General features: G+C 43.5%; 19 protein-coding genes. 16 read left to right on the top strand and 3 right to left on the bottom strand.

All coding sequences use genetic code 11. The features are described 5' to 3' along the window. Positions 1–184 precede the first annotated feature (184 nt). The 12 genes from queC (at position 185) to IP510_RS06550 (ending at position 13,581) form a co-directional block, all read left to right on the top strand. Positions 185–952 (top strand): 7-cyano-7-deazaguanine synthase QueC, encoded by a 768-nt coding sequence (queC, locus tag IP510_RS06605; RefSeq protein WP_265087572.1) that lies wholly within the window; start codon positions 185–187, stop codon positions 950–952. A gap of 254 nt (positions 953–1,206) precedes the next feature. Continuing rightward, the gene (locus IP510_RS06600; RefSeq protein ID WP_194363973.1) at positions 1,207–1,536 is read left to right on the top strand and encodes a hypothetical protein; all 330 of its coding nucleotides are present in this window, start codon (positions 1,207–1,209) and stop codon (positions 1,534–1,536) included. A 167-nt stretch (positions 1,537–1,703) separates the two neighbouring features. Beyond that, complete coding sequence (locus IP510_RS06595; protein WP_194363972.1) at positions 1,704–2,201, top strand: peroxiredoxin; 498 nt, start codon at positions 1,704–1,706, stop codon at positions 2,199–2,201. Positions 2,202–2,334: 133 nt separating this feature from the next. Beyond that, on the top strand, positions 2,335–3,825 hold the full coding sequence (locus tag IP510_RS06590; RefSeq protein WP_194363971.1) for a dihydrolipoyl dehydrogenase: 1,491 nt from the start codon (positions 2,335–2,337) through the stop codon (positions 3,823–3,825). Between the two features lie 143 nt (positions 3,826–3,968). Then, the gene (locus tag IP510_RS06585; protein WP_194363970.1) at positions 3,969–5,153 is read left to right on the top strand and encodes a mechanosensitive ion channel family protein; all 1,185 of its coding nucleotides are present in this window, start codon (positions 3,969–3,971) and stop codon (positions 5,151–5,153) included. Between the two features lie 142 nt (positions 5,154–5,295). Beyond that, positions 5,296–7,602, top strand: coding sequence for a bifunctional 23S rRNA (guanine(2069)-N(7))-methyltransferase RlmK/23S rRNA (guanine(2445)-N(2))-methyltransferase RlmL (gene rlmKL, locus IP510_RS06580; RefSeq protein ID WP_194363969.1), 2,307 nt, complete (start codon positions 5,296–5,298; stop codon positions 7,600–7,602). A gap of 246 nt (positions 7,603–7,848) precedes the next feature. Further along, positions 7,849–8,424 (top strand): TerD family protein, encoded by a 576-nt coding sequence (locus IP510_RS06575; protein WP_194363968.1) that lies wholly within the window; start codon positions 7,849–7,851, stop codon positions 8,422–8,424. Positions 8,425–8,651: 227 nt separating this feature from the next. Beyond that, positions 8,652–9,713: a DUF475 domain-containing protein gene (locus tag IP510_RS06570; protein WP_194363967.1), complete on the top strand. Its 1,062-nt coding sequence runs from the start codon at positions 8,652–8,654 to the stop codon at positions 9,711–9,713. Between the two features lie 275 nt (positions 9,714–9,988). After that, on the top strand, positions 9,989–10,918 hold the full coding sequence (locus tag IP510_RS06565) for a glutaminase (RefSeq protein WP_227669543.1): 930 nt from the start codon (positions 9,989–9,991) through the stop codon (positions 10,916–10,918). 476 nt (positions 10,919–11,394) lie between these two features. Beyond that, positions 11,395–11,970 (top strand): TerD family protein, encoded by a 576-nt coding sequence (locus IP510_RS06560; protein WP_110922674.1) that lies wholly within the window; start codon positions 11,395–11,397, stop codon positions 11,968–11,970. A 203-nt stretch (positions 11,971–12,173) separates the two neighbouring features. Next, positions 12,174–12,926, top strand: coding sequence for a TIGR00266 family protein (locus IP510_RS06555; protein ID WP_194363966.1), 753 nt, complete (start codon positions 12,174–12,176; stop codon positions 12,924–12,926). Positions 12,927–12,972: 46 nt separating this feature from the next. Beyond that, positions 12,973–13,581 (top strand): TerD family protein, encoded by a 609-nt coding sequence (locus IP510_RS06550; RefSeq protein ID WP_194363965.1) that lies wholly within the window; start codon positions 12,973–12,975, stop codon positions 13,579–13,581. A 124-nt stretch (positions 13,582–13,705) separates the two neighbouring features. On the opposite strand, the gene IP510_RS06545 is transcribed toward IP510_RS06550, so the two are convergent. Next, entirely contained in the window at positions 13,706–14,998 is a 1,293-nt protein-coding gene (locus tag IP510_RS06545; RefSeq protein WP_194363964.1) for a TerD family protein, read from the bottom strand. A 285-nt stretch (positions 14,999–15,283) separates the two neighbouring features. Between IP510_RS06545 and IP510_RS06540 the strand changes: the two genes are divergently transcribed. Next, positions 15,284–16,423 carry an ATP-grasp domain-containing protein gene (locus IP510_RS06540; protein WP_194363963.1) on the top strand — a complete coding sequence of 380 codons (1,140 nt, stop codon included), beginning with the start codon at positions 15,284–15,286 and terminating at the stop codon, positions 16,421–16,423. Between the two features lie 126 nt (positions 16,424–16,549). Here the strand turns inward: IP510_RS06540 and IP510_RS06535 are convergent, their stop codons facing one another. After that, a complete protein-coding gene (locus IP510_RS06535) occupies positions 16,550–17,290 on the bottom strand; it encodes an MHYT domain-containing protein (protein ID WP_194363962.1) in 741 nt (246 codons plus the stop codon). 232 nt (positions 17,291–17,522) lie between these two features. Next, positions 17,523–18,236 (bottom strand): hypothetical protein, encoded by a 714-nt coding sequence (locus IP510_RS06530; RefSeq protein ID WP_194363961.1) that lies wholly within the window; start codon positions 18,234–18,236, stop codon positions 17,523–17,525. An 824-nt stretch (positions 18,237–19,060) separates the two neighbouring features. Here IP510_RS06530 and IP510_RS06525 point away from each other — a divergent pair. The 3 genes from IP510_RS06525 to IP510_RS06515 are packed head-to-tail and all read left to right on the top strand — an operon-like array spanning position 19,061 to position 22,520. Further along, complete coding sequence (locus IP510_RS06525; protein ID WP_194363960.1) at positions 19,061–20,299, top strand: S1 family peptidase; 1,239 nt, start codon at positions 19,061–19,063, stop codon at positions 20,297–20,299. Positions 20,300–20,342: 43 nt separating this feature from the next. Next, positions 20,343–21,647, top strand: a complete 1,305-nt coding sequence (locus tag IP510_RS06520) for a phosphoribosyltransferase domain-containing protein (RefSeq protein WP_194363959.1) — start codon at positions 20,343–20,345, stop codon at positions 21,645–21,647. A 42-nt stretch (positions 21,648–21,689) separates the two neighbouring features. Further along, the gene (locus IP510_RS06515) at positions 21,690–22,520 is read left to right on the top strand and encodes an HAD hydrolase family protein (RefSeq protein WP_194363958.1); all 831 of its coding nucleotides are present in this window, start codon (positions 21,690–21,692) and stop codon (positions 22,518–22,520) included. Positions 22,521–22,536: the final 16 nt, after the last annotated feature.

Raw genomic sequence — 22,536 nt, 5'->3', positions numbered from 1 at the left:
GATGAGCGAAATACGTTATTTATTTTTTGGCACATAGCGTTTGATAAAAAAATAGCCCCTAAAATGCGCTTTGTCACTTTAGTGACGCTTGATTGGGCGCTTCATGGTTCTGTAATAGCAGTATTTTTGCTAAAATAGCCGTTTTCGTAAACCAATAATAGATATCACTATGACAAACATAACTATGCAAAACACCTCTACCAACCAAACCTCCAATGCTGACCTTGATATCCTTAATAAAAATCAAAATGCCGTTGTGCTGTTATCAGGTGGTCTCGATTCGGTGACTTGTTTGTATTGGGCAAAAGCGCGCTATGCATCGGTAACCGCCGTAAGCTTTAACTACGGGCAGCGCCATAACAGTGAGCTGGTCGCGGCAAAAACTATCGCCGATACCGCAGGGGTCAACCATAGAATTATTGATATTGACATCGCACAACTTGGTGGCTCATCGCTGACCGATCACAGCATGATCGTACCAGATGGAGATTCGGATAAATTCCCTAGCAAAAATCGCGACGAAATCGATAATGACGCCATTCCAAACACGTATGTCCCTGCCCGCAACACCATATTTTTATCGTATGCGCTAGCCGTCGCAGAAGTAGCTGATGCCAACCATATCGTAATTGGGGTCAGCTCAGTCGATTACTCAGGCTACCCTGACTGTCGTCCAGAGTACATTGCAGCGTTTGAGCACATGGCCAATCTCGCCACAAAAGCGGGCGTCACAGGCCATCGCCTATCGATCCAAACCCCATTACAACAGTTATCAAAGGCTCAAACCATTGAGCTTGGTCTGTCACTAGGCGTTGATTATGGTCAGACCATCTCTTGTTATCAGGCAGATGCAAACGGTCTTGCTTGCGGTGTTTGTGACAGCTGTTCGCTACGCCGTCAAGGATTCGCTCAAGTTGGTGTCACTGACCCTACTCACTATCAAGCAGGATAGACTGATTATTGGGCGGTGAATACAATCAACATTTGCGCAACATGCGCTTGCATTAATACAGCACGTCACCATTGTATTTTAATCCGTATACTTGGTATTGTATGAACGATTATGTCTACCCCAAAGCATAAATAACTAGGCTAGGCCCTGTCCTAAATATTTTTAAAATGAAGACGTATCCTAGTTATTCTTATGTGAATAACTTGATTATTGACTAAAATTTACAAACTGACGCCATCTGTAAGAGGACATTTATGAAGCTTTTGCCAATATTACCCCTAGCCTTAGCGGCCATCTTTGCGATACCACAAGCCAATGCGACCGATATCAAACAAGACAATATCAATACTTGCGTGAATGGCGCGGTCAAATATAAAGTGGCTGACAAAGGCGATGCGACCAAACTGTGTAATTGTACTATTGGCGTCCGCAGCAAAATGACCATCGGTCAAATGTGGGAGATCGAGAGCTATGCTAAAGACAAAAAAGATCCCTCTGGTCTGCCTTATGTAAAGTCGATGCAAAAGGAATTGCAACAATGTACAGATGGTTTGGATCTTAAGCAACCGACCAAGCCTGCTTAACTGATTACTGACTTGATATACAAAAGACTGGCCATTGCCAGTCTTTTTTGTTGTCAATGAATGCGCAAAATGTAAAAGTGATTATTTATTGCTATTAATCTGCCTATAATAAGCACACTATCAATAATACTAAAACCAATAACACCAAAATCAACAAGGACTTTACCATGGCAAAGCCAACGACGGAAACCCTTCACCTGCCTGATTTTCCAGTGAGCATTGTACGCAAGATTGCTGGCAGTTTTATTCACGATGACATCAGCTTAAAAGAGATGGTCGCCAATACAAATAAAGGTCTTATTCTCTATTTTTACCCAAAAGACAACACACCGGGCTGCACCACACAGGCAACAGAATTTACCGCTCATCTTCATGATTTTGATGAGTTAGGCTACGACATCGTTGGCGTCTCTCGTGACAGTGTTGAGTCTCACAAAAAATTCATCGACAAGTATGACTTACAGATTCCGCTGGTGAGTGACACTGATGAAACGCTCTGTCAGCACTTTGAGGTGATCAAAGAAAAAAACATGTATGGAAAGGTTAGCTTGGGACTGGTCCGTTCGGCATTCGTATTTGATAAAGATGGCACACTGACTCATGCACAGCGCAACCTACGTGCCAAAGACTATACCAGTCGCTTACTAACCATATTAGCGCCTTAATTATTGGAGCCTTGGTTATTGGCTCTATCACTAAATCATTATCCGTCATCAGAACCATAAAAATTAAATAAAAAATATGAGCTAAGAACTCAGTCTATTACTGACTATAATCCTTCCCCTATTAGAGAATAATATGAACAAACAACCTAGCACTACTACTGACGATACGCAGCAAAAAATCACGCGCAAAGTATCTGTTGCCGTTATCGGTGCTGGTACTGCTGGTCAAAATGCATTTCGCCAAGCAAGCAAAATCAAAGACGATGTCGTTATTATTAATGAAGGTTTTTGGACCACTACTTGTATCGCTGTAGGCTGTATGCCAAGTAAGCTACTGATTGCAGCGGCTGATCGTGCACACGATGCCAATAATTCTAGTGAGTTTGGTATTCATGCCACAGCAAAAATCGACGGTAAGCAAGTGATGGGGCGCGTGCGTGATGAACGCGATCATTTTGCCAGCTATATCAAAAAACAAGTAGATAGCTGGCCTGATCACAAAAAAATCGATGGTCGTGCTCATATCAATCAGCAAGGTTTAATCGAAGTCAATGACGAGTTGATTGACGCTGAGCAAATCATCGTCGCCACAGGCAGCTCGCCATTTATGCCAGAGGGTTGGGCGGACAAGCTTGGTGATACTACGCTGACCTCTGACACGGTATTTGAGCTTCCAGATTTACCAAAATCCATGGCCGTCATCGGTGCTGGGGCTATTGGTTTGGAGCTTGCACAGGCATTTACGCGGTTGGGTGTGGACGTCACAATATTCAATCGTGCCAAGCGTGTCGCTGGGCTCAAAGATGATGACATCAATAACAAAGCCATCGACTGCTTCAGTCACGAGCTGACCATGCACTTGGGCAGTAAGATTACCGATGTTGGCACAAAGAAGAATGAAGGTAATGAAATTGCCTTTGTTGAGTATGAAGACAGTGCTGGTGAGTCTCAGCAATGGCAAGGTGAATATGTCTTAGTGGCTACTGGTCGTCGCAACAATATTAAGCAGTTAGGTATCGAAAACTTAGGGGTCGAGCTAGACGATAAGAACCGCCCGAAAGACTTAAGTAAAAAGACAGGTCAAATTGGCGACTTAAACGTCTATATCGTTGGTGATGCCAATGCCAACATTCCATTATTGCATGTGGCGAGCGATGAAGGCTATAGTGCAGGCAATATGGTCTGTGAGAATACAGAAGCTGCCTATATCAGGCCGCCTGCCACTCCTTTTTCTATTGTGTTTTGTTCACCTCAAATCGTCAATATTGGCAGATCTTTGCCAGATATCCAGCAGGACTCAAGCTTAGAGTTTGTCATTGGCAGTGCCAGCTTTGACAATCAAGGACGTAGTCGCGTGATGGGCGTCAATTGTGGATTGTTGCACATTTATGGCTGCAAAAAAACCGACAGAATCTTAGGGGCTAGCATGGTAGGTCCTGATGCCGAATACATCGGACATATTATTGCAACTGCCATCACCAATGACTTGTGTGTTAAGGCGCTGCTCGATACGCCTTTTTATCATCCAACGATACTAGAGGGTCTACGTACGGCATTACGTGACGTCCAATATAAAATGGAGATACCTTTTCAGTCTCAAGATGCTCAGGAAGATAATTCATAGCAGATAGATGCTGAGTAATATCTGCCTATTCAAGTTATCATGGTTAGTTTGACGCAATCATTGCAATGATAACTTGAGGTTGTTTATGATTAAACTGTTCGTACCAATCAATTTATGTAAACACCGCTTACCTGGATGCAAACATGGCAATCGCTAGTATTACTGACTTTTTTAGAGAAATCATTCGCGATTTGCACACCAGTTTATATCTGTCTCTGGGCGGCTCTATAGATGAAGAGTCGATGAACTGGTCTTCTCAAGCAGTAGAGCTGGCGAGTACTGGTATCAAAATCCTGATACTACTTGCCGTATTGGGATTTTTTTATTGGTTGGCCAACTATATCCTCAAACACAGTCGGGCAAAAATTCGCCTAAACGAGCGCCGTACCAAGATCGCCCGCTCAGTATTACGCTACATTTGGATAGTGGCGAGCTTAATCGCTATCATGAGTCAGATAAACTTTGAACCAGAAACCATTAAGGCCACAGCCAAGGCCAGCACTTGGGCGGGTATTTATTACGTACTGTGGGCTTCGTCAGGACAAATTATTCATAAAGTCCTACAGCACTATGGCTTAAATGCTTCAATAGAGCAGCTACTCAAGAACATTTTGTCTGTTCTCCTGTTGGTACTTGGGCTGGCCAGCGTCATGGCACAATTTGGCTTTGACATCGTATCCTTAGTCGCAGGTTTGGGTATTGTTGGTTTGGCAGTGGGTTTCGCCGCTCAATCAACCCTTGCCAACTTTATCGCTGGTATTACTATCTTGCTTGAGCAGTCCTTTCAGGTCGGTGATTGGATTCATATCAATGACAATGAGGGGCGCGTGGTGCTTATCGCTCTGCGCACCACTCATATTCTCACTCGAGACAACATCACTGTCATTATCCCAAACTCTAACGTTGCCTCCTCTGAAGTCATTAACCTAACGTCCAAAAACTTTATACGTTTTGATATTCGTGTGCGCATTGCATTCGAAGATGATATCGAAACGGCTCGTAATGAGATTTTGCAAGTGCTCAGCGATACTGACGCGGTGCTTAATCGTCCTGAGACCTCAGCGACCGTGGCAGAAATCGGAGAATATGGCGTATTTTTTATCGTACGTTTTTGGGTCAAACCAGCAGCCGTTGCCCGTATACCCAAAATTAAAGAAGTATTGCAGGAAGAAATAAAAATTGCATTTGATGCGGCCAATATCTCTACGCCCTATCCCCATATGCGGCTGCTGATGCCAAAGGATGTCGATTACCCTATCGCCACCAAACCTTTTGCAACCACCACTCAAATCGTAACAGATGAGTTACCGCTAGCAAAAGACAAGTAGAGACGCTATTTCTGATTATTCGGCTATCCCATCTTAAACACGGCCACTTTGAACCATCCTACCGTGAATTATGGTAAAATTACCGGTTACACCGTTTATCTCATTATTTGCTTTTTTGTCAATTTAGCCCACAGGTACCCGTATGACCGAACAAACCGCGCCCGCATCTCTAACAGCAGCTTCACCAGCGTTGTCGCTTGACCTTATTATTACCTGTGCCGATGGGCTTGAGGCACCACTGCAGACTGAGCTGACCAGTTTTGGCATTGATAGCGAAATCAAAAGCACAGGCCGTCTGGCCGTGACTGGAGACTTGCCTGTTCTATATAAGATTTGCTTGTGGTCACGTGTGGCCTCACGGGTCTTGATGCTGATTAAACGCAAAAATATCAATGCTGAATACGACGTGGCAGAGCAGCTTTATGGTTTGGCAAAATCAGTCAATTGGACTGAGCAATTCAGCTTAGAGCAGACCTTTGCTATCCGTCTATCTGTCGATAAGCGTGTCGCCGTCAGTCAGCAGTTTGCCATGCTACGTATTAAAGATGCGATTGCCGATACGTTTAACGAAGTTTACGACAGCCGCCCGAACGTCGATAGTAAAAACCCAGACTTCTCTATTTTTGCGACGATCAACGACAAGCAAGCCGAGCTATATTTAGATTTATCAGGTACCAGTTTGCATCGCCGCGGTTATCGCGTGGCCATGACAGAAGCGCCATTAAAAGAAAACTTGGCGGCCGCCCTACTTTATAGCGCGGGTTGGCACAAGAAAAACGAAGCAGGCGACGCACCTTACTATAATGCGTTGATCGATCCTATGTGTGGCTCTGGAACATTCCTTATCGAAGCACTACTGATGCATTGCGATTATGCGGTTGGTATCGACAAAGCTGCCAATCAATTTGGCTTTTACCAATGGCAGCATCATGATGATGTGCTATGGCAAGAGATGATCGATGATGCTCAAACGCGTTTTCGTGATGCATTAGAGATTGCCAATGAGCAGCCAGATACTCTGCCGCTTATGTTGGGCTTTGATGCTGATAATGGCGCGATTATTGCCACAGAGAAAAACCTGATCGCAGCAGGGCTGCAAGACCTACTACCACTACTCGATATTGAACATCGTGCGCTTGATCAACTCAGTGGTGTGCTCAAACCCTTGGTTAGTGATGGTCGATTGAGCAATCCTTTAGTCATCACCAACCCACCTTATGGTGAGCGTTTGGGTGATGAGGAAATGATCAAACCGTTGTATCAAGCGATTGGGCTTATCTTGCAAGACAGCTTTGCCGGTAGTGGCATTGACCCTATGCTTGGCATACTGGCCTCTCATGTCGAACAAGTAGATATTCTACCGATTAAAGAACCAAAGACGTTGCGCTGTCATAATGGTGCTATCACCGTTTATTTCCGCTATGGAACACTTATCGCTGGGCAAACGGGCAACCTCGTTAGTCGCTTTGAGAAGAACGAGATCGACGTAGAAGATGGACAAGACTTTATCAACCGTCTACAAAAAAACCTTGCTAAGCTGAAAAAACTGGCTAAAAAAGACAATGTAAGTAACATTCGTGTTTATGATGCTGACTTACCTGATTTTAAGGTTGCGATTGATTTATATGGTGATTACGCTCATGTACAAGAGTACGCGCCACCAAAGACTATCCCACCTGAGACTGCCAAAAAACGCTTTAATTTGGCATTGATGGGTATTCGTGAAGTGTTCAATATCAATCGTGAACAAATCTTTATCAAAACGCGTGCTCGCCAGTCTGGTAACGATCAGTATAGCAAGCAGAATACCACTGAAAAACGTGGCAAGTTTCATGTTGCGCGTGAAGACGGTGCGTATTTTTATGTCAACTTTACCGATTATTTAGATACGGGTCTGTTCATTGACCATCGTAATATGCGTGCTCGTATCAAAGACAATAGTCGCGCTAAGTCGGTATTGAACCTATTTGCTTATACTTGTACGGCGAGTGTGCATGCAGCCCTTGCTGGTGCCAAAAAAGTGACCAGCGTTGATTTGTCACAGAACTATCTAGATTGGGGCAAGCAAAACTTTGTGCTTAATGGCCTAGATGTCAGCCGCAATAAATATCAATTCGTCGCGGCGGATATTTTTGAATGGATCAAAGAAAATACCGAGCAGTTCGATATTATTTTTATTGATCCACCGACTTTCTCAAACTCTAAGAAGTTTCAAGGTACCTTTGATGTACAGCGTGATCATGCTGCCATCATCAACCGTGCAATGAACCGTCTAACGTCAGATGGTGTTCTGTATTTCTCTAACAACTTTACGCGCTTTGAGCTAGATGAGCAGTTGATCGAACGCTACGATATCGTTGATATCACCCAAAAAACGATTGGTTTTGATTTTAATATCAAAAAACCAATCCATCAAAGTTTTGAGATTCGTCACCGTCAAAGCCTGTAATCAAGCGCTTATCGATACAAGAATGCTAGACAAATAGAGAAATTCATCTCAGCAGTCTAGCTTCTCAAAATTTGGGTTTTTTGCCCAATGACGATGAAACACAATAATGACCCAATCGGCTTTGATTGGGTCATTTTTTGTTGTTATGATAGGGCATTACTAGGCGATGGATTTACGCAGTTATAGCGTAAACCTATCGCCTTTTATTCAATAAAACCTCTAATGTCTAATAACAAGGATAACATCATGGCTTTATCACTTAATAAAGGCGGTAATTTATCGCTAACCAAAACGGATCCAAACCTAACCAAGCTGCTGATTGGACTGGGTTGGGATGAGCGCGCGACCTCTGGTGCTGAGTTTGATCTTGATGCCAGTGTTTTCTTGCTAAGTGGCGCAGGTAAAGTGCGCGGTGATCATGACTTTATCTTCTACAATCAGCTTAAATCTGATAATGGCGCGGTCGAGCATACTGGTGACAACCGTACTGGCGAAGGTGATGGTGATGATGAATTGGTTAAGGTAAATCTCACCCAAGTACCTGCTGATGTCGACAAAATTGTCGTGACGGTTACTATCCATGATGCAGCAGCTCGTAGCCAAAACTTTGGTCAAGTGGCCAATGCCTTTATCCGTGTCGTTAATGAAGAAACAGGTACTGAAGTCGTGCGTTTTGATCTGGCAGAAGATTATTCTGTTGAGACTGCCATGGTGTTTGGTGAAGTATATCGCCACAATGGAGAGTGGAAATTCCGCGCAGTAGGTCAAGGCTATTCAGGCGGCCTGCAAGCGATGTGTCAGCAGTACGGTGTTGATATCTAAGGCACTGTTTTTTGTGATAATTGGACTCGTACAGACCCCAATTACCACATTCAAAACGTCGCGTCTGTATCGTTGCAAATAGTCACAATTTTAATGTCCAAATGACTAGTAATGCGCTACGTTTCGTTTAAAATTATGCATAAAAAGTGGTTAGCAATAACCACTTTTTTATGGTTCATACCTATACTAGGTAGACCTTAGCTTTACGCAACCAGACAGGATGTGTCATGAGACATTTTTATTTAGACTTTATCTTCACCGCGATTGCCTTAGCAGTAGCGGCATGGTGGGGATATTCACATGGCGGTATGGGTGGCTTGATAACCACGCTATCCATTACTGCTATTTTGGCCGTCATGGAGATTTCGTTATCCTTTGATAATGCGGTGGTTAATGCCTCAGTCCTTAAGGGCTGGGATGAATTTTGGAAAAAGATATTTTTAACGGTTGGTATCTTAATCGCCGTATTTGGTATGCGATTGGTCTTCCCTATTGTCATCGTCGCTGTTACTGCCGACCTTGGTATGATGCAAGTGATAGATTTGGCATTGAACGATCCTAAAGAATACTCAGCAAGACTAATGGCACACCATGCAGAAATCTCAGCATTTGGTGGTATTTTCTTATTGCTGGTTTTCTTAAACTTTATCTTTGATGATAAAGAAGTGCATTGGTTTGACTGGTTAGAGAGCCGTTTAGCCAAGCTAGGTAAAGTCGATGCCATGAGCGTATTTGTAGCCCTTATTGTCTTGATGATCGCGGTATCGTGGGCCAGTGCTGAACAATCAAGTGCTGTCTTAATTGCTGGTGTTTGGGGTATCTTAGTTTACCTTGGTGTACAGGTCGTATCTGGCATGCTTGAAGGTGATCTCGAAGAAGACCTAGAAAACGAAGGAAATGGCGCAGCTGCGACCAGTGCTATCATGAAAGGCGGTATCATTGGTTTCTTATACTTAGAAGTTCTAGATGCTTCATTCAGTTTCGATGGTGTGATTGGCGCATTTGCGATTACCAATGACGTCATTGTCATCATGCTGGGTCTAGCAATTGGTGCGATGTTCGTACGTTCGATGACTATTTTCTTGGTAGACAAAGGCACGCTTGACGAGTTCATTTATCTTGAGCATGGCGCGCATTATGCCATCGGTGCATTGGCACTCATCATGTTGCTGTCTGTGAAGTTCCATGTACCAGAAGTGATTACTGGTTTGATTGGTATTGCCTTTATTGGCTGGGCGCTACTAGCGTCACTACAGCATCGTAAAGCTGAAGCTGCAAAACTGACTTAAAAAACACCGTCAGTATTACGTCTTCTGTATCCAATCATAGTTATGAGCAGGTCATATCATCAGATGTGACCTGCTTTTTTTATAGCCTAGGGCCTGTTTGATATTTAAACAGGCCCCTAGTTAAGGCGACACGTTAAAGCGACAAGTTATAAATATATGAGGCATTCATAGGTATATGATACTGACCCATCATTAAAATACAATTCGATGATTACTATCCCCTTTTATTCAGTTAAAATCCCTACCCTCTAACAACACCTTAAAAATACGAATACATGATTAATATACAAAAAATTCTTGATGATATTGCTACAGAGATGGCAAATGAAACAGACCGCGGAAAAGTGGCGGACTACATTCCGCAACTGGCCCATGTCGATCCGAACCAGTTTGGGATTGCTGTTGCGACACCAGATGGGCAGGTCTATACAGCAGGTGATGCTAGTACACTGTTTTCGATCCAAAGTATCTCTAAGGTCTTTACCTTGACCATTGGCCTTGGTAAGTTGGGTAATGCGCTCTGGACACACGTTGGCCGCGAGCCATCCGGCGACCCTTTTAACTCAATCATGATGCTAGAACATGAGTCTGGCAGACCACGTAATCCCTTTATCAATGCAGGTGCCATTGCAGTGGTAGATGCGATTATGATGGGACATGAGCCAAAAGAGACATTGGGTGAGATACTGCAATTTGTTCGTTTTATTGCTGATGATGATTCGATCAGTTTTGATCACAAGGTAGCAGCGTCCGAAATGGCGCACAAAGATCGAAACGCGTCGCTCGCCTATTTCATGAAATCCTTTGGTCGTCTAAAGCATGACGTGGACAAAGTATTGGGAACTTATTTTCATCAATGCTCAATCGCGATGAATTGCCAACAGCTGGCCCAAGCTGGTCTTTATCTAGTTTCCAATGGTATTAATGAGCACACAGGCGTCAGGGTGATTAATGCACAGCGCTCTCGACGGATTAATTCGTTGATGATGATGTGTGGTCACTACGATGGCTCTGGTGAGTTTGCCTATCGTGTCGGCCTACCAGGAAAAAGCGGAGTTGGCGGTGGTATTTTAACGATCGCACCAGGTGAGGGTTCAATCGCTGTATGGTCGCCAGGACTGGATCATATAGGCAACTCTAAGCTTGGTACAAGAGCATTAGAGCGGTTTGTACAAGAAACTGGCTGGTCGGTTTTTGGAGATTAGAGATAGACTCTAGATGCCTTGCTCGATTGATTACTCAGCACAGTATTACTTTTAAAAATTATCAATCTGATAACAGGTCATATCAATATATTTGGTGTGACCCTTTTAGTTTAAGGCCATCTATTTGGTCATAATACTTCTCTGCTACCCACTCTACCTTTAAGCGTTTCTATCCAACATTTTCAATCGTCAAATAATTTACGTTTTCATAACAATACCTTAACGACTATTGCTAAGTTGATTAAAAACCATCAAAGATGCTCAAGAACTATGTCCCTTGGTAAGCATATAGTAAGCGCACAAAATACGCCTTGCTTAGTGAGCAAACGCTTAGTATAGTAAAACCTAATGATATGCAGGGTATGGCGTACAGGTAAGTTTTTTGCCATTTTTCTCTGTGATATCAGTCACTGCACAACTTTTATTTCATTTTTCGTAAATCAATCCACTTAACTATTAATCCAAAGGATATTTGTATGGCTATTAGCTTAACGAAAGGCGGCAACGTAAACTTATCAAAAGAAGCGCCAGGTTTAACCAATATAACAGTCGGTCTAGGCTGGGATCCACGTGCCACTGACGGTCAAGAGTTTGACTTAGATGCGATTGGCTTTTTGGTCAATGAAGCAGGCAAGGTTCGCAATGATCAAGACTTTATCTTTTTCAATAACTTAAAGTCAGATAATGGCGCGGTCGAGCACACAGGCGACAACCGTACTGGCGAGGGTGATGGTGATGATGAAGCGATCAAAGTGAACCTAGCGAGCATTCCAGCTGACGTTAACAAAGTAGCACTTTGCGCCATCATTTATGAAGGCCAAGCCCGTAATCAAAACTTTGGTCAAGTAGGTGAAGCTTATATCCGTATCGTCAATGACAATGGCGGCAGTGAAATTGCACGCTATGACCTATCAGAAGACGGCAGCACTGAAACGGCCATGATCTTTGGTGAGTTATATCGTCACAGCGGTGATTGGAAATTCCGTGCTGTTGGTCAAGGCTTCAGTGGTGGTCTTGGACCATTAGCCGGTTCTTATGGCGTAAATGTTTAACGTTTGATCCAACGTAAACGTTTAGCAAGCCAATTATCATAGCCAGACGTCTGGTTATGATCTAAAAAGCCATCAAGTGTGCCCCTTTAACGCATTTGATGGCTTTACATTTAATTGGACGCTCAATAAAAAATTATAAAGAACGTAGAGATACATACTATAAAAGCGTTAACCAAAGATATTAGAATAAGGATGTACAGCCCATGGCCGCGACCTTCAGTTTAATTGGTACTATTGAACCTTTTTTGCATTGTAATCTCAAAAAAGGCGATTCAATCTATTGTGAAGCCAATGCGATGGTGATGATGGAGTCCAATCTTGAGCTGAAAGGGAAGTTGCAAGGTGGTCTGATGCAATCTCTGATGCGCCGTTTTGCCAATGATGAATCCCTGTTTCAACAACAGATTGAAGCGACTCATGGTGAAGGTGACTGTCTGCTCGCACCTACGCTAGATGGCGATATGCAAATCATCGATGTCGGCAAGCAGCAATATACACTCAGCGATGGTGCATTTGTCGCGGCACAGACGGGTGTCGATATCAGAGCCAATATTCAGCGCAACCTAGGCGGTGCAGTATTTGGTGATACTGGTGGCTTTATGGTCATGCAGACACAAGGACAAGGTCAAGTCGTGGTATCTGGCTTTGGTTCACTGTTTGAGATTGATGTCACACCAGACAAAGACGTCATTATTGATAATGGTCATGTCGTCTGCTGGGATTCAACCCTTGAGTACAAACTGTCCGTTTCAACCAGCAAAAAAAAAGGCATCATGAGCAATATCATCAATTCCGTCACCAGTGGTGAAGGCATGGTTTTAAATTTCTCAGGTACCGGAAAAGTCATCATTTGCTCGCGTAATCGTGACAGTTATCAAGGCTGGATACAGAGCGTTTTAGGTAGTAGCTCTGGTGGACGCGGCGGCGGTGGCGGCTTTTTGAATAATATCTTATAGCACTTTTTCGAACTATTTTACTCACTATTATTATAAGGACACTCACATGGCAGTTAGTCTACAAAAGGGTCAGAAAATATCACTAACCAAAGAAGCTGGCGGCGAGCTTACTCAAGTCAAATTGGGTCTAGGCTGGGACGTTGCTCAAGGGCCACAAAACAAAAAAGGCGGGTTTTTGGGTAAGCTGTTCGGCGGCGGTAGTGGCGGCGATTCAATTGACTTAGACGCCTCATGCATCATGTTCGATGCCAATAAACAAGCTGTCGATGCGATTTGGTTCAGTCAGCTCAAATCAAAAGATGGCAGCATCGTTCACACAGGTGATAACCGTACTGGTGATGGCGATGGTGATGATGAAGTCATTAATGTTGACCTCTCAAAAGTACCTGCCAGTGTGGTTTCACTGGTGTTCACAGTCAACAGCTTTACAGGTCAAACGTTTGAAACCGTAGAAAACGCATTCTGCCGTATCGTTAATGCTAATAATAATAGCGAAGTGGCACGTTATAATTTGTCGGCACAAGGTGGACACACTGCTATGGTCATGGCAAAAGTCTATCGTCATAACAATGAATGGAAAATGCATGCCATTGGTGAGACTGCGTCTGGTCGCACCTTCCATGACTTAATGCCTGCCATCACACCGCATGCCTAAACTATTTGAATAATAGCAGATAGCGTAAAACCCTATAAAAAACAGCCTGCCTATTACTCATAGGCGGGCTGTTTTTATAGACAGTTTGTAAAAATAATACTTTATCTATTAGTACAATCGACTGTTACTTGCTACCACGCTTCCAGCTAAAGCCCCAGTTAAATGCTTTGTCCATTTCTTGATGACCTTTATAGTATTGATTGATACGTTCAACATTGATACTGCCTTGCTGATTGACTAGGCGCGCAATAGCACACATCGGCAAGTTACCAGCACCTTCCGTCAGACGTGTCTCAATCGGTGGTTGCTCGGGCACATGAATGGTCACTACCCCATCGGTTTTCGCCCAATTCGGCGCACCCTCGTAAATGAAAGCAAAGATAAACACTTCCTCAATCTGTGACCACTGCTGACCATTGATATCGAGCCACTCACCACCACTGACTTGCCCCGTTCTATCATCAGCACGCAAGCAAACATAAGGTGCAGAGGGTAAGCTACCAAAACGATTGCCTAGTGCTTGGATAAGCGTTTTTTCACCGTTTTTTAGATGAATCATGGCACCGATATCCAGATCGATACCACCCGCTTGATGCTGCTTAAACAGGTCGCCTAATATGCCTTTTTTGGCAACAGGCTTATCGCTATCCGGTCGCTGATTCCAGTTTAGGTTGACTGAGATTTTACCAAAGTCGTCACGCTTTTTCAGATTGATGCTAGATTGGTTTTTGGTTAAGGTGACTTTACTAAGATTAATCGAAGGACTGACAGGAATCGGCGGCGGTGTGCTCGCCTGAGCAGTGCTACCTGCTTTTTGTGTATTAATAGGTCGCTGCGTATTGATCGGTTGAGCCTGAACAGGTGGTGGATTTTGAGCTTGACTCTGTGGCTGGCTTTGGGCTGGTGTGTCATCAGCGATCTCGACCCCAAAGTGCTCAGACAAAGGTTTTAACCCGCCCTCGAACCCTTGGGCAATAAATCGAAACTTCCAGCTGCCCTGCCGACGATAACATTCCGCCAAGATAATGGCTTTTTCATTACGCCCTGTGCCACTGAGCTGACAAGTCATCAATACCTGACTGCCTTGCAATACCTGTACATCCACATCACCGACTTGCGCCAATGTTTGCGCACTGGAGAATGCTAGGGCGACTTTTTCAATACTCGCAGGCTGTGCTGATAGATTGATATCAAAAAACCCATCGCTATCATGCCCACGAAAGCTGACGCTGCCATCATCGCTGCGTGTCTGCCCATAAAATATCATGTCCCCATCACCGCGCACTTTGCCATCTGTTGTCAGACGATACGCAGCACAATCAATGGCGTTTTGGCTTAAGATGCGAATGCTGATATTGTCCACCGGCAGTGGTGCATTAGCCCCTGCTACTAACGGTTGAGATTGGGCTTGGCTCATCATAAATCCTCTGTATTATTTATTATGTCGTTGTGATTGTTAGATTGACTATCGTTGTATAGTAGCATGGATATCATGAGAATTTTAAATCGAGCAACTGCGTTATAAGCCATAAAAAAACTTGTATAAATACTGATGACTATTTTGTCAGAGGCATTTATAACCTGTGCCATTTGTATATAATGTCTGTTGTTAAAAATTTGCTTTGACATATTGCCACTAGCGCTATGATAACCATATAAACTGACCCGATTCCCTATAAACCATGTTAATGCTGAGAAAATTATGAACAACCCTACCAACGATAGCTTGCACTCGGCACCAGTCGCTGCTTGGTTAGCTGAAGGTCAATCCAGCCAGCGCGATATGTTAGAGAGCTTACAGGCCTTAAAGGGTAAATCGGACGAGCCTTTTGATGTCATTGCTTCGCACCGTCATAACAGACCTGAGATTTTTGAATTTGCTGACGTGATGTATTACGAGCCGTCTGAAGCGGCCATAGAGGATGATACGCAAAAGACAAGCAAGACGGTTATGCCACGCTGGCAATTCGTATTAGAGCACGCCAAAACGAACAATGTAAAAGTACTATTGACTGGGCGCAATGGTATTGACTATGAAGCGCACCGCGAAAAGTTCAATGCGGCTGGTATCCGTTTGTTGACAGGTGCTACTAGCGTCGCCGCCCTTGAGTCAATCGATGATAAGTTTGCCTTTATGCAGCAGTGTCACCAGCATAATATTCCGGTCGCGGATGCATGGCGTTTTGACAATACCGCTGAGCTTGAAGCATTACTGGCTGAGCACGGGCATCAGCCTCTATGCGTCAAACCTGTCGTCGGGATTTTCGCACAAGGATTTTGGCGATTAGACTCCGGTAAAGAATGTGGCGAGCATTACGATAGCTTTGAGCACTTATACTTCACAGAAGAGAAAAAAATTAATACCGCGCAGTTTGTGAATGCCTACGCTAACAGCCAAATGGTACACGAGAGCCCTATTCCAATGCTGTTGATGCCTTACCTATCAGGACAAGAATACTCCATCGATGTGGTCTGTCAATATGGGGAAGTACTGGCCGCCATCACACGCCATAAAACGGGCAAAATCCAACATATCGGCTATGAGCATTCTGTTATGGAGGTTGTGATTCCATTAATTAAGGCCTTTGGCTGTGATGGTATTGTCAGCGTACAAACCAAAGCTGACGATGACGGTCAACACCGTGTCCTTGAGATCAATAGTCGACCATCAGGCGGCATCGGCTATACCTCTCACAGCGGTTTGGATTTGACACAAGCTGGTTTTTCTTATTGGCTAGGCCTGACAGACAAACCCAGCTTAGACGCAAGTATTCAGAAAATAACAGCCTGCCAAGTACGCTCTATTATGATGAGTGTCAAAATTGAAGACGCTGCTGAGTAAGTAAATAAGTGAGCATACACCTCACGAATAACCGATATTGTCAGGCACAAAAAAGGCTTTTAGATTATGATCTAAAAGCCTTTTTTAAGACATTTGCTAACATCATTAGAAAACAAACACTGATACCTACTCACCAAATACAAGGTTTGATTGCTTAGGTGCATTTTTAGAGGCAATGACCCATAGTAAACTTAATACAAGCGCTGAGCCGATAAAAATCATAATCGATGAAGAAATGGCACCTGCGTGTGTGTAGTCCATAGACATCACATAATCAGTCATCGTCATTTCCATAGCCGCCATACCAGTGTAATGCATACCGCAAACAGCAATACCCATGATGAACGCACTACCAAAACGCTGTAACGTGCCACGTAGATTGAATGCCAACCAGAGCGCTGCGATCGCAGCCACAATAGCGATAATGATTGAGGCAATCAGAAGTGGTATGTTGTACGACATGGTTGCGTCCATTTGCATTGATGCCATACCAGTGTAATGCATGGCTGCAACACCAAGTCCAGCCAAAACACCACCACCCAACAGCTTGCCAATGCTTGATTCACCGCGTCCAACGATCACGATACCGACCGCGACAAAACAAACGGCTAGCAGCATTGAAACAATGGTCAAACCTAAATCGTAGGTGACCGGCATTTTCATATCGACTGCCATCATACCAATATAGTGCATCGACCAAATAGCACCGCCAATCGCGATAGAAGATAGTGCAACCCAAAAGTATAGGTCAGTTCCCGGCTTTGCAGACGGCACTCGAATGGCAAGGTTTAGGCCAACATAAGAGCCAAATACTGCGATGGCGTATGAGACTAGTACCAGTAGTAGGTTGTATTCAACTTCGATCATTTTTTTGCCTTATATATTCCATAAAAACGTAATAAAATTGAGCGTCGCAATATAGTTGATTCAATTTAAAAGAGATACAAGGCAATTGAGTGCAGATGTATGTACGATACTTCAAGCGAGATTAACGCTGTAGCTCTTTTATAGAGGATTGACTATACTGTTTGGGGCGCACCGCGATGCCTTGCACACTCGTTCATTTTTGATAGACGTTAGAGAGTCTATGATTTATTTTTTAGCGGATGGTAAATTCACAAATATTGGTACTGCCAGCACCACAATTAGTCTCTTCGACCTGAATCATGTCTACGGCAGGATTGCTTGCTAAGAAGCCTTCTATATAGCCCACAACAAAATGACATCCTGAGTGATTATGGTCTGACGACTTACAGAATGGGCATTTAATTAAATAGATGATATTGTCTTTGGCTTTAACTTTAGAAAGCCCTTTTAGTGCTGGCACAAGCTCACGACTGATCGTCTTAGGCATTTTTAATGGGCTACCAAGCGCATAGTCACGTTGATAGATACCGCCCCCAACCTTACGTCCCAACTCATGTAATGCTGTCATACGTCGATCAGCAGGCAAACTGGCCTCATACTGACTGACGATATCTGCGATTTTAGGATAATAGGCGCCAATGGCTGACAACACGCTTTTTTCATCTAGCACCTTTTTTGCTGGTACTGATGATGAGGCTGCATTGTCGTCTTCATCGATTTCTAGATTAAAGAGGGTACATCCCTCAATGGAAGACAAGTCTTCGATGAGATCTGCTTGCGTCTTAGGTTCTTGGCTTTTGGCAACCACACGGATGATATTACCACCGTTTTCGGAAGACTCTTGTTTCTGAGAAATCAGTTGATAGCCGGCTTTAATAAGTGGCGAGATAACATTCACCAAACGAATGCGTTCAGAAGACGTTTCTAGTGCACAAGAGAATTTCAAAGGTCACTCCTTTACTAAATTAGTGCTAAGCATAGATATACTAAGCCACTGCGATAGACCAAATAATGAATATGGACAAAGTTTTTAAGGTTGTTTTGATAGATAAGTTATTATTTATATGGGTTATTATTTAATAACTGTTAGAAACACCGTATTTGAAAACATCAAATTTGTTATATTTGCGAAGTAGAACACATTTTTATCAATAGTTTTTGAATCTAGCTGTGCAATAATTACTGACCATCTAAAAAGACCATCCATACTCTTGCCAGTAGTTTTTATTATTCAATAAATATATGGCCAGTCGTTCAATCGATTGGCAAAAAATCACAGTACTTAAAGAGGCTGCTAAAGCTTGGTTCGCATACTGCTCACAAATGACAATAAAAACATCAAACAGTGGTGGATATTGGCTACATTATCGCTAGATTTGTCCCTTCTAGCAAGATGTTACCAAACATTGTCCGATAGGTGGTTGCATTGTCCGATAGGTGGTAAATTAGTAAAAAAATGTTTACTTAGTTAACTCAAAATAATGTGAAATTTAGAGTGTAAAAAATTTATGCGATTTTTTGCGCGGCTTATTCATACGGCTACTCACTTTATCCTACCTACTTAGTGTTTACCACTTTAAAGCTTATACAATCTCAAACCGTAGAGCAGGTTAAATTGGAACCAATTACAAGAGCCAAATAGACCTTCTCAATGAGGTTCACCCATGTCCTCATTATTAAATAATCATCGATTAAACGGTAAGCACAGGCTAATATTGAGAAAATAATAAAATAACTATAATCACGTGAAAAGTGATTTGAAGAGGACTAATGAGCACACATACGACATTGGCATTAGGTGCCAACACGGTTCTTACAAGCGCGCAATGCTCGGTCGATTTTTCTACAAATAATGAGCTTAAGTTTGGTCAACAGCTTGGATTATTATGTTTGCCTTTAGATGCAAATCGCAAGGCCGTGTGTAGTCCTGCGTATCTGCATGAGCCTAAAGCGTGGGCTAAGATAGACAATGCAGGCAGTCCCAGCACATGGCAGTTCGACCTAACGGAGTTATTTGAAAAACAAGGTGTTATGTTTTTACAGCTTATCGCTTATGTTTATAGCGACCCAAGTACCCACTCGCCCTCGATAGCGCTAAAAGATGTCTGTCTAATACTAGATGACGGTAAGCTGCGCTATGACTTTACGGCAAATGAGCGTCATGTCAAAGCTGCTATTATATTGGAGATATACCAACGTAATGGACAGCTAAAATGTCGAGCGCTTGGGGAATGCTCAACCCAAGGTCTGGCGAGCCTTGAGCAGCGCGTACAAGTCAGTCTGGATGTTCGTCATCCTGATACGCACGCACGTATACAAGCAGCGCAGCAACAGCAACGCACTCACCCAAATAATGAAGCTCGCCCTCCTCGTCAGGTCAATGCAGGTGAAACGTGGACCGGAACGGCCTTCGCTATTGATTCGTACCATCTGCTGACTTGCTATCATGTGATTGAGTCGGCTCAGATGATTGGTATACGTCAGCAAGGCCAACCCGATCTTGAAGCACAAGTCGTGCTCAGCGATATCGGTAGTGATTCTGCCATTATCAGAGTCAATGACCCTCTGCCTAGTTACCTCACGTTGGTGCAACGATGTAGCGATATCTTGGGTGAGACTGTTACCACGTTGGGATTTCCCTTGTCAGGGCTAAGTAGTCAGCTACAAGTGACGCAAGGTTGCATCTCAGGGCTAACAGGCTTAAATGATGATATCCGTTATATGCAATTTACTGCACCTATTCAGCCCGGTTCTAGCGGCAGCCCTTTATTATTGCCGACTGGCGAGGTTATCGGTATGGTGACGGCTAGCCTGAATCATGAACATGCACAAAATATGAACTATGCGGTGAAATTTCAGTTATTATCTGCCCTATTAGCAAGCGCTGGAATCAGTTTGGAAAACATGACTGAGCCGTCAAGCGCTAGCTCTCTGACTATGCCTCTGACTACACCGCAGCTAAGCAAGCAAAGTCGCAGTGCCTTATGGTTGGTTGGCTGTCAGGGTTGAGAAATCTATGCCTATATAAAATTAAAAGCGCCAAGGAATATAAATGTTAAATGAGCAACACAGCACGACCATCACTCTACCCCGTGGCAAACTAGACCTAACTTATCAGACCAATTCAGCAACGACCAAAAATGGCCTAGAACAGGATGACCATTATCAACTAGAAGATCTGCTTGGATTTGCGCAGCGTATTAACCCAAAACGTGCGTTTTTGTTTGTCTCAAAAGTACTAGGGCGTCATATTCCCGTCGCACCCAGCACCATGCGACATGCATTTACTGACTTAGCCGATTTAGTCCCTAGCGATTTACCTGAGCCAGTTTTGGTCATTGGTATGGCAGAGACTGCTGTCGGTCTATCTGCTGGTGTCCATCAAGCCCTACAAACACGCTATCCACACGCCCTGCTATTGAACTCTACTCGTCATGCACAGCACGATGAAAGTAGTGATGCTAATGGTGCTGACGCTTTGCTGACGACTTTTTGTGAAGACCACAGTCATGCCAGCCAGCATTTGATTTATCAAAGTCAAGATGCTGTGACTCAGGAGCAGCTACTGGCCAGCAAAACGCTGATTATGGTTGATGATGAAGCCTCAACAGGCAATACCTGCGTCAATGTCGTCACCGCCTTACGCAATGCAGGACTCACTCAGTTAGAGCAAGTGCATCTGACGACTTTGGTTGATTGGTCATTAGATCAAGAAAATAAAAACCAGCAAGCAGATGGCGTTAAGCCTGCAAAAATGTCAGATCGCCTCACTGGTATTGAGTTTCATCGTCATCATTTACTGTCTGGCGCATGGCAGTGGACAGATACACCCAACCCTGAACCCATTACGATGCCATCAGTTGATACTACTGCAGCTGGCAGTCAAGCGCTTGGCAATACTGGCAATTGGGGCCGATTTCCAACGCTTAATAGTATAGATGGGTTTGATAACTATCTTTCGAGTTTTCAGGCTGCACTTATGCGTCTTGATGGCCAAGAAAGCTTTGATATTACTCAGTTGCCAAAAAGAATCTTGGTGTTGGGTAGTAATGAGTTTGTTTGGTTGCCATTTTTATTGGCTGAATGGCTTGAGGTAGAGTCTGAAAAACTCAACTCCAACATGGATTCTATTGTTAATTTTAGCGCGTTAACCCGTTCACCGATTGCGCTTGGCGGTGCCATCACTACGATGCTGAGCTTTAGCGATAATTATGGGCTTGGTATGACCAATTTTGCTTATAATGTCGATCCAACAGAATGGGACTTGATTGTGCTGTGCGTGGAGACGGGCGCTGATAGTGTGGATGCTATGTGGCGAGGTTTGGATAATGTATTGTTAGTAAGTCCTACACTTTAAATTGCTCTTTAATTTTTAACCCTATTATGTATGGACGATGTCATGACTACCCCATTTTTTAAGCCCAGCCCAGATATTATAAAACCTTATGCACTCATGGATTTAGACGATACTCTATTCCAAACCCAACGTAAAATTGATGCGTGGGATTTACCCACTACTGAGTCTGAAAACTTAGTGTGTGCAACGGTCAATAAACAAGGCGAGCCGTTAAGCTTTATGAGTCGGCGCCAAGCAACCCTTTTTAATTGGTTACTTGCTAGCACTGAGCTGATAGTGGTGACGGCACGTGACCGTAGTGAAATCAAACGCGTGAAGCTGCCCTTTGATAGCTGGCAAGTATTGACCCATGGTGCGATTATTTTGACTTCTAATGGGCAGCTCTTAAGCGAATGGCAGCAGCGGATGTATCGCAAGCTTGCACCATTGCAGGATAAATTAAATCAACTCAGTCAACTGTTTACCAATCACAGTAAGAGTGAGCAGAGCCACTTAGTATTTACGCCGCATCTCGACAGCTTTAACAATGGTTCTGTGGATGAAGAATTAACGATTTATTTGGCGATTAAACATGCACAAAAAGACCATCAAGCATTAGTGGATCTAGCAGCAAAACTGCCAACATTGATACGTGATTTTGATCAAGATTTTTATGTGCATGTGAATGCCAATAATTTGGCGATATTGCCCCATGCTGTGCATAAGCAACATGCCGTGCAGTTTTTATTAGAGAATCATTTAGACCATCAGCGTCCCAGTTTTGGCTTCGGTGACAGTTTAGCTGACTTGCCATTTTTGCAACTGCTAGACTGGTACGGTATGCCTAATCACGGTCAACTGCATGAGCAATACCAGTCTAAATCGTCAGGCTAAACCATCCGTTTAAACC

This window comes from Psychrobacter sp. NG254 (genome assembly GCF_015277735.1).
Lineage (GTDB): Bacteria > Pseudomonadota > Gammaproteobacteria > Pseudomonadales > Moraxellaceae > Psychrobacter.
The sequence above is the reverse complement of the archived record's forward strand: the minus strand, read 5'-3'. Positions and strand labels throughout refer to the sequence as shown.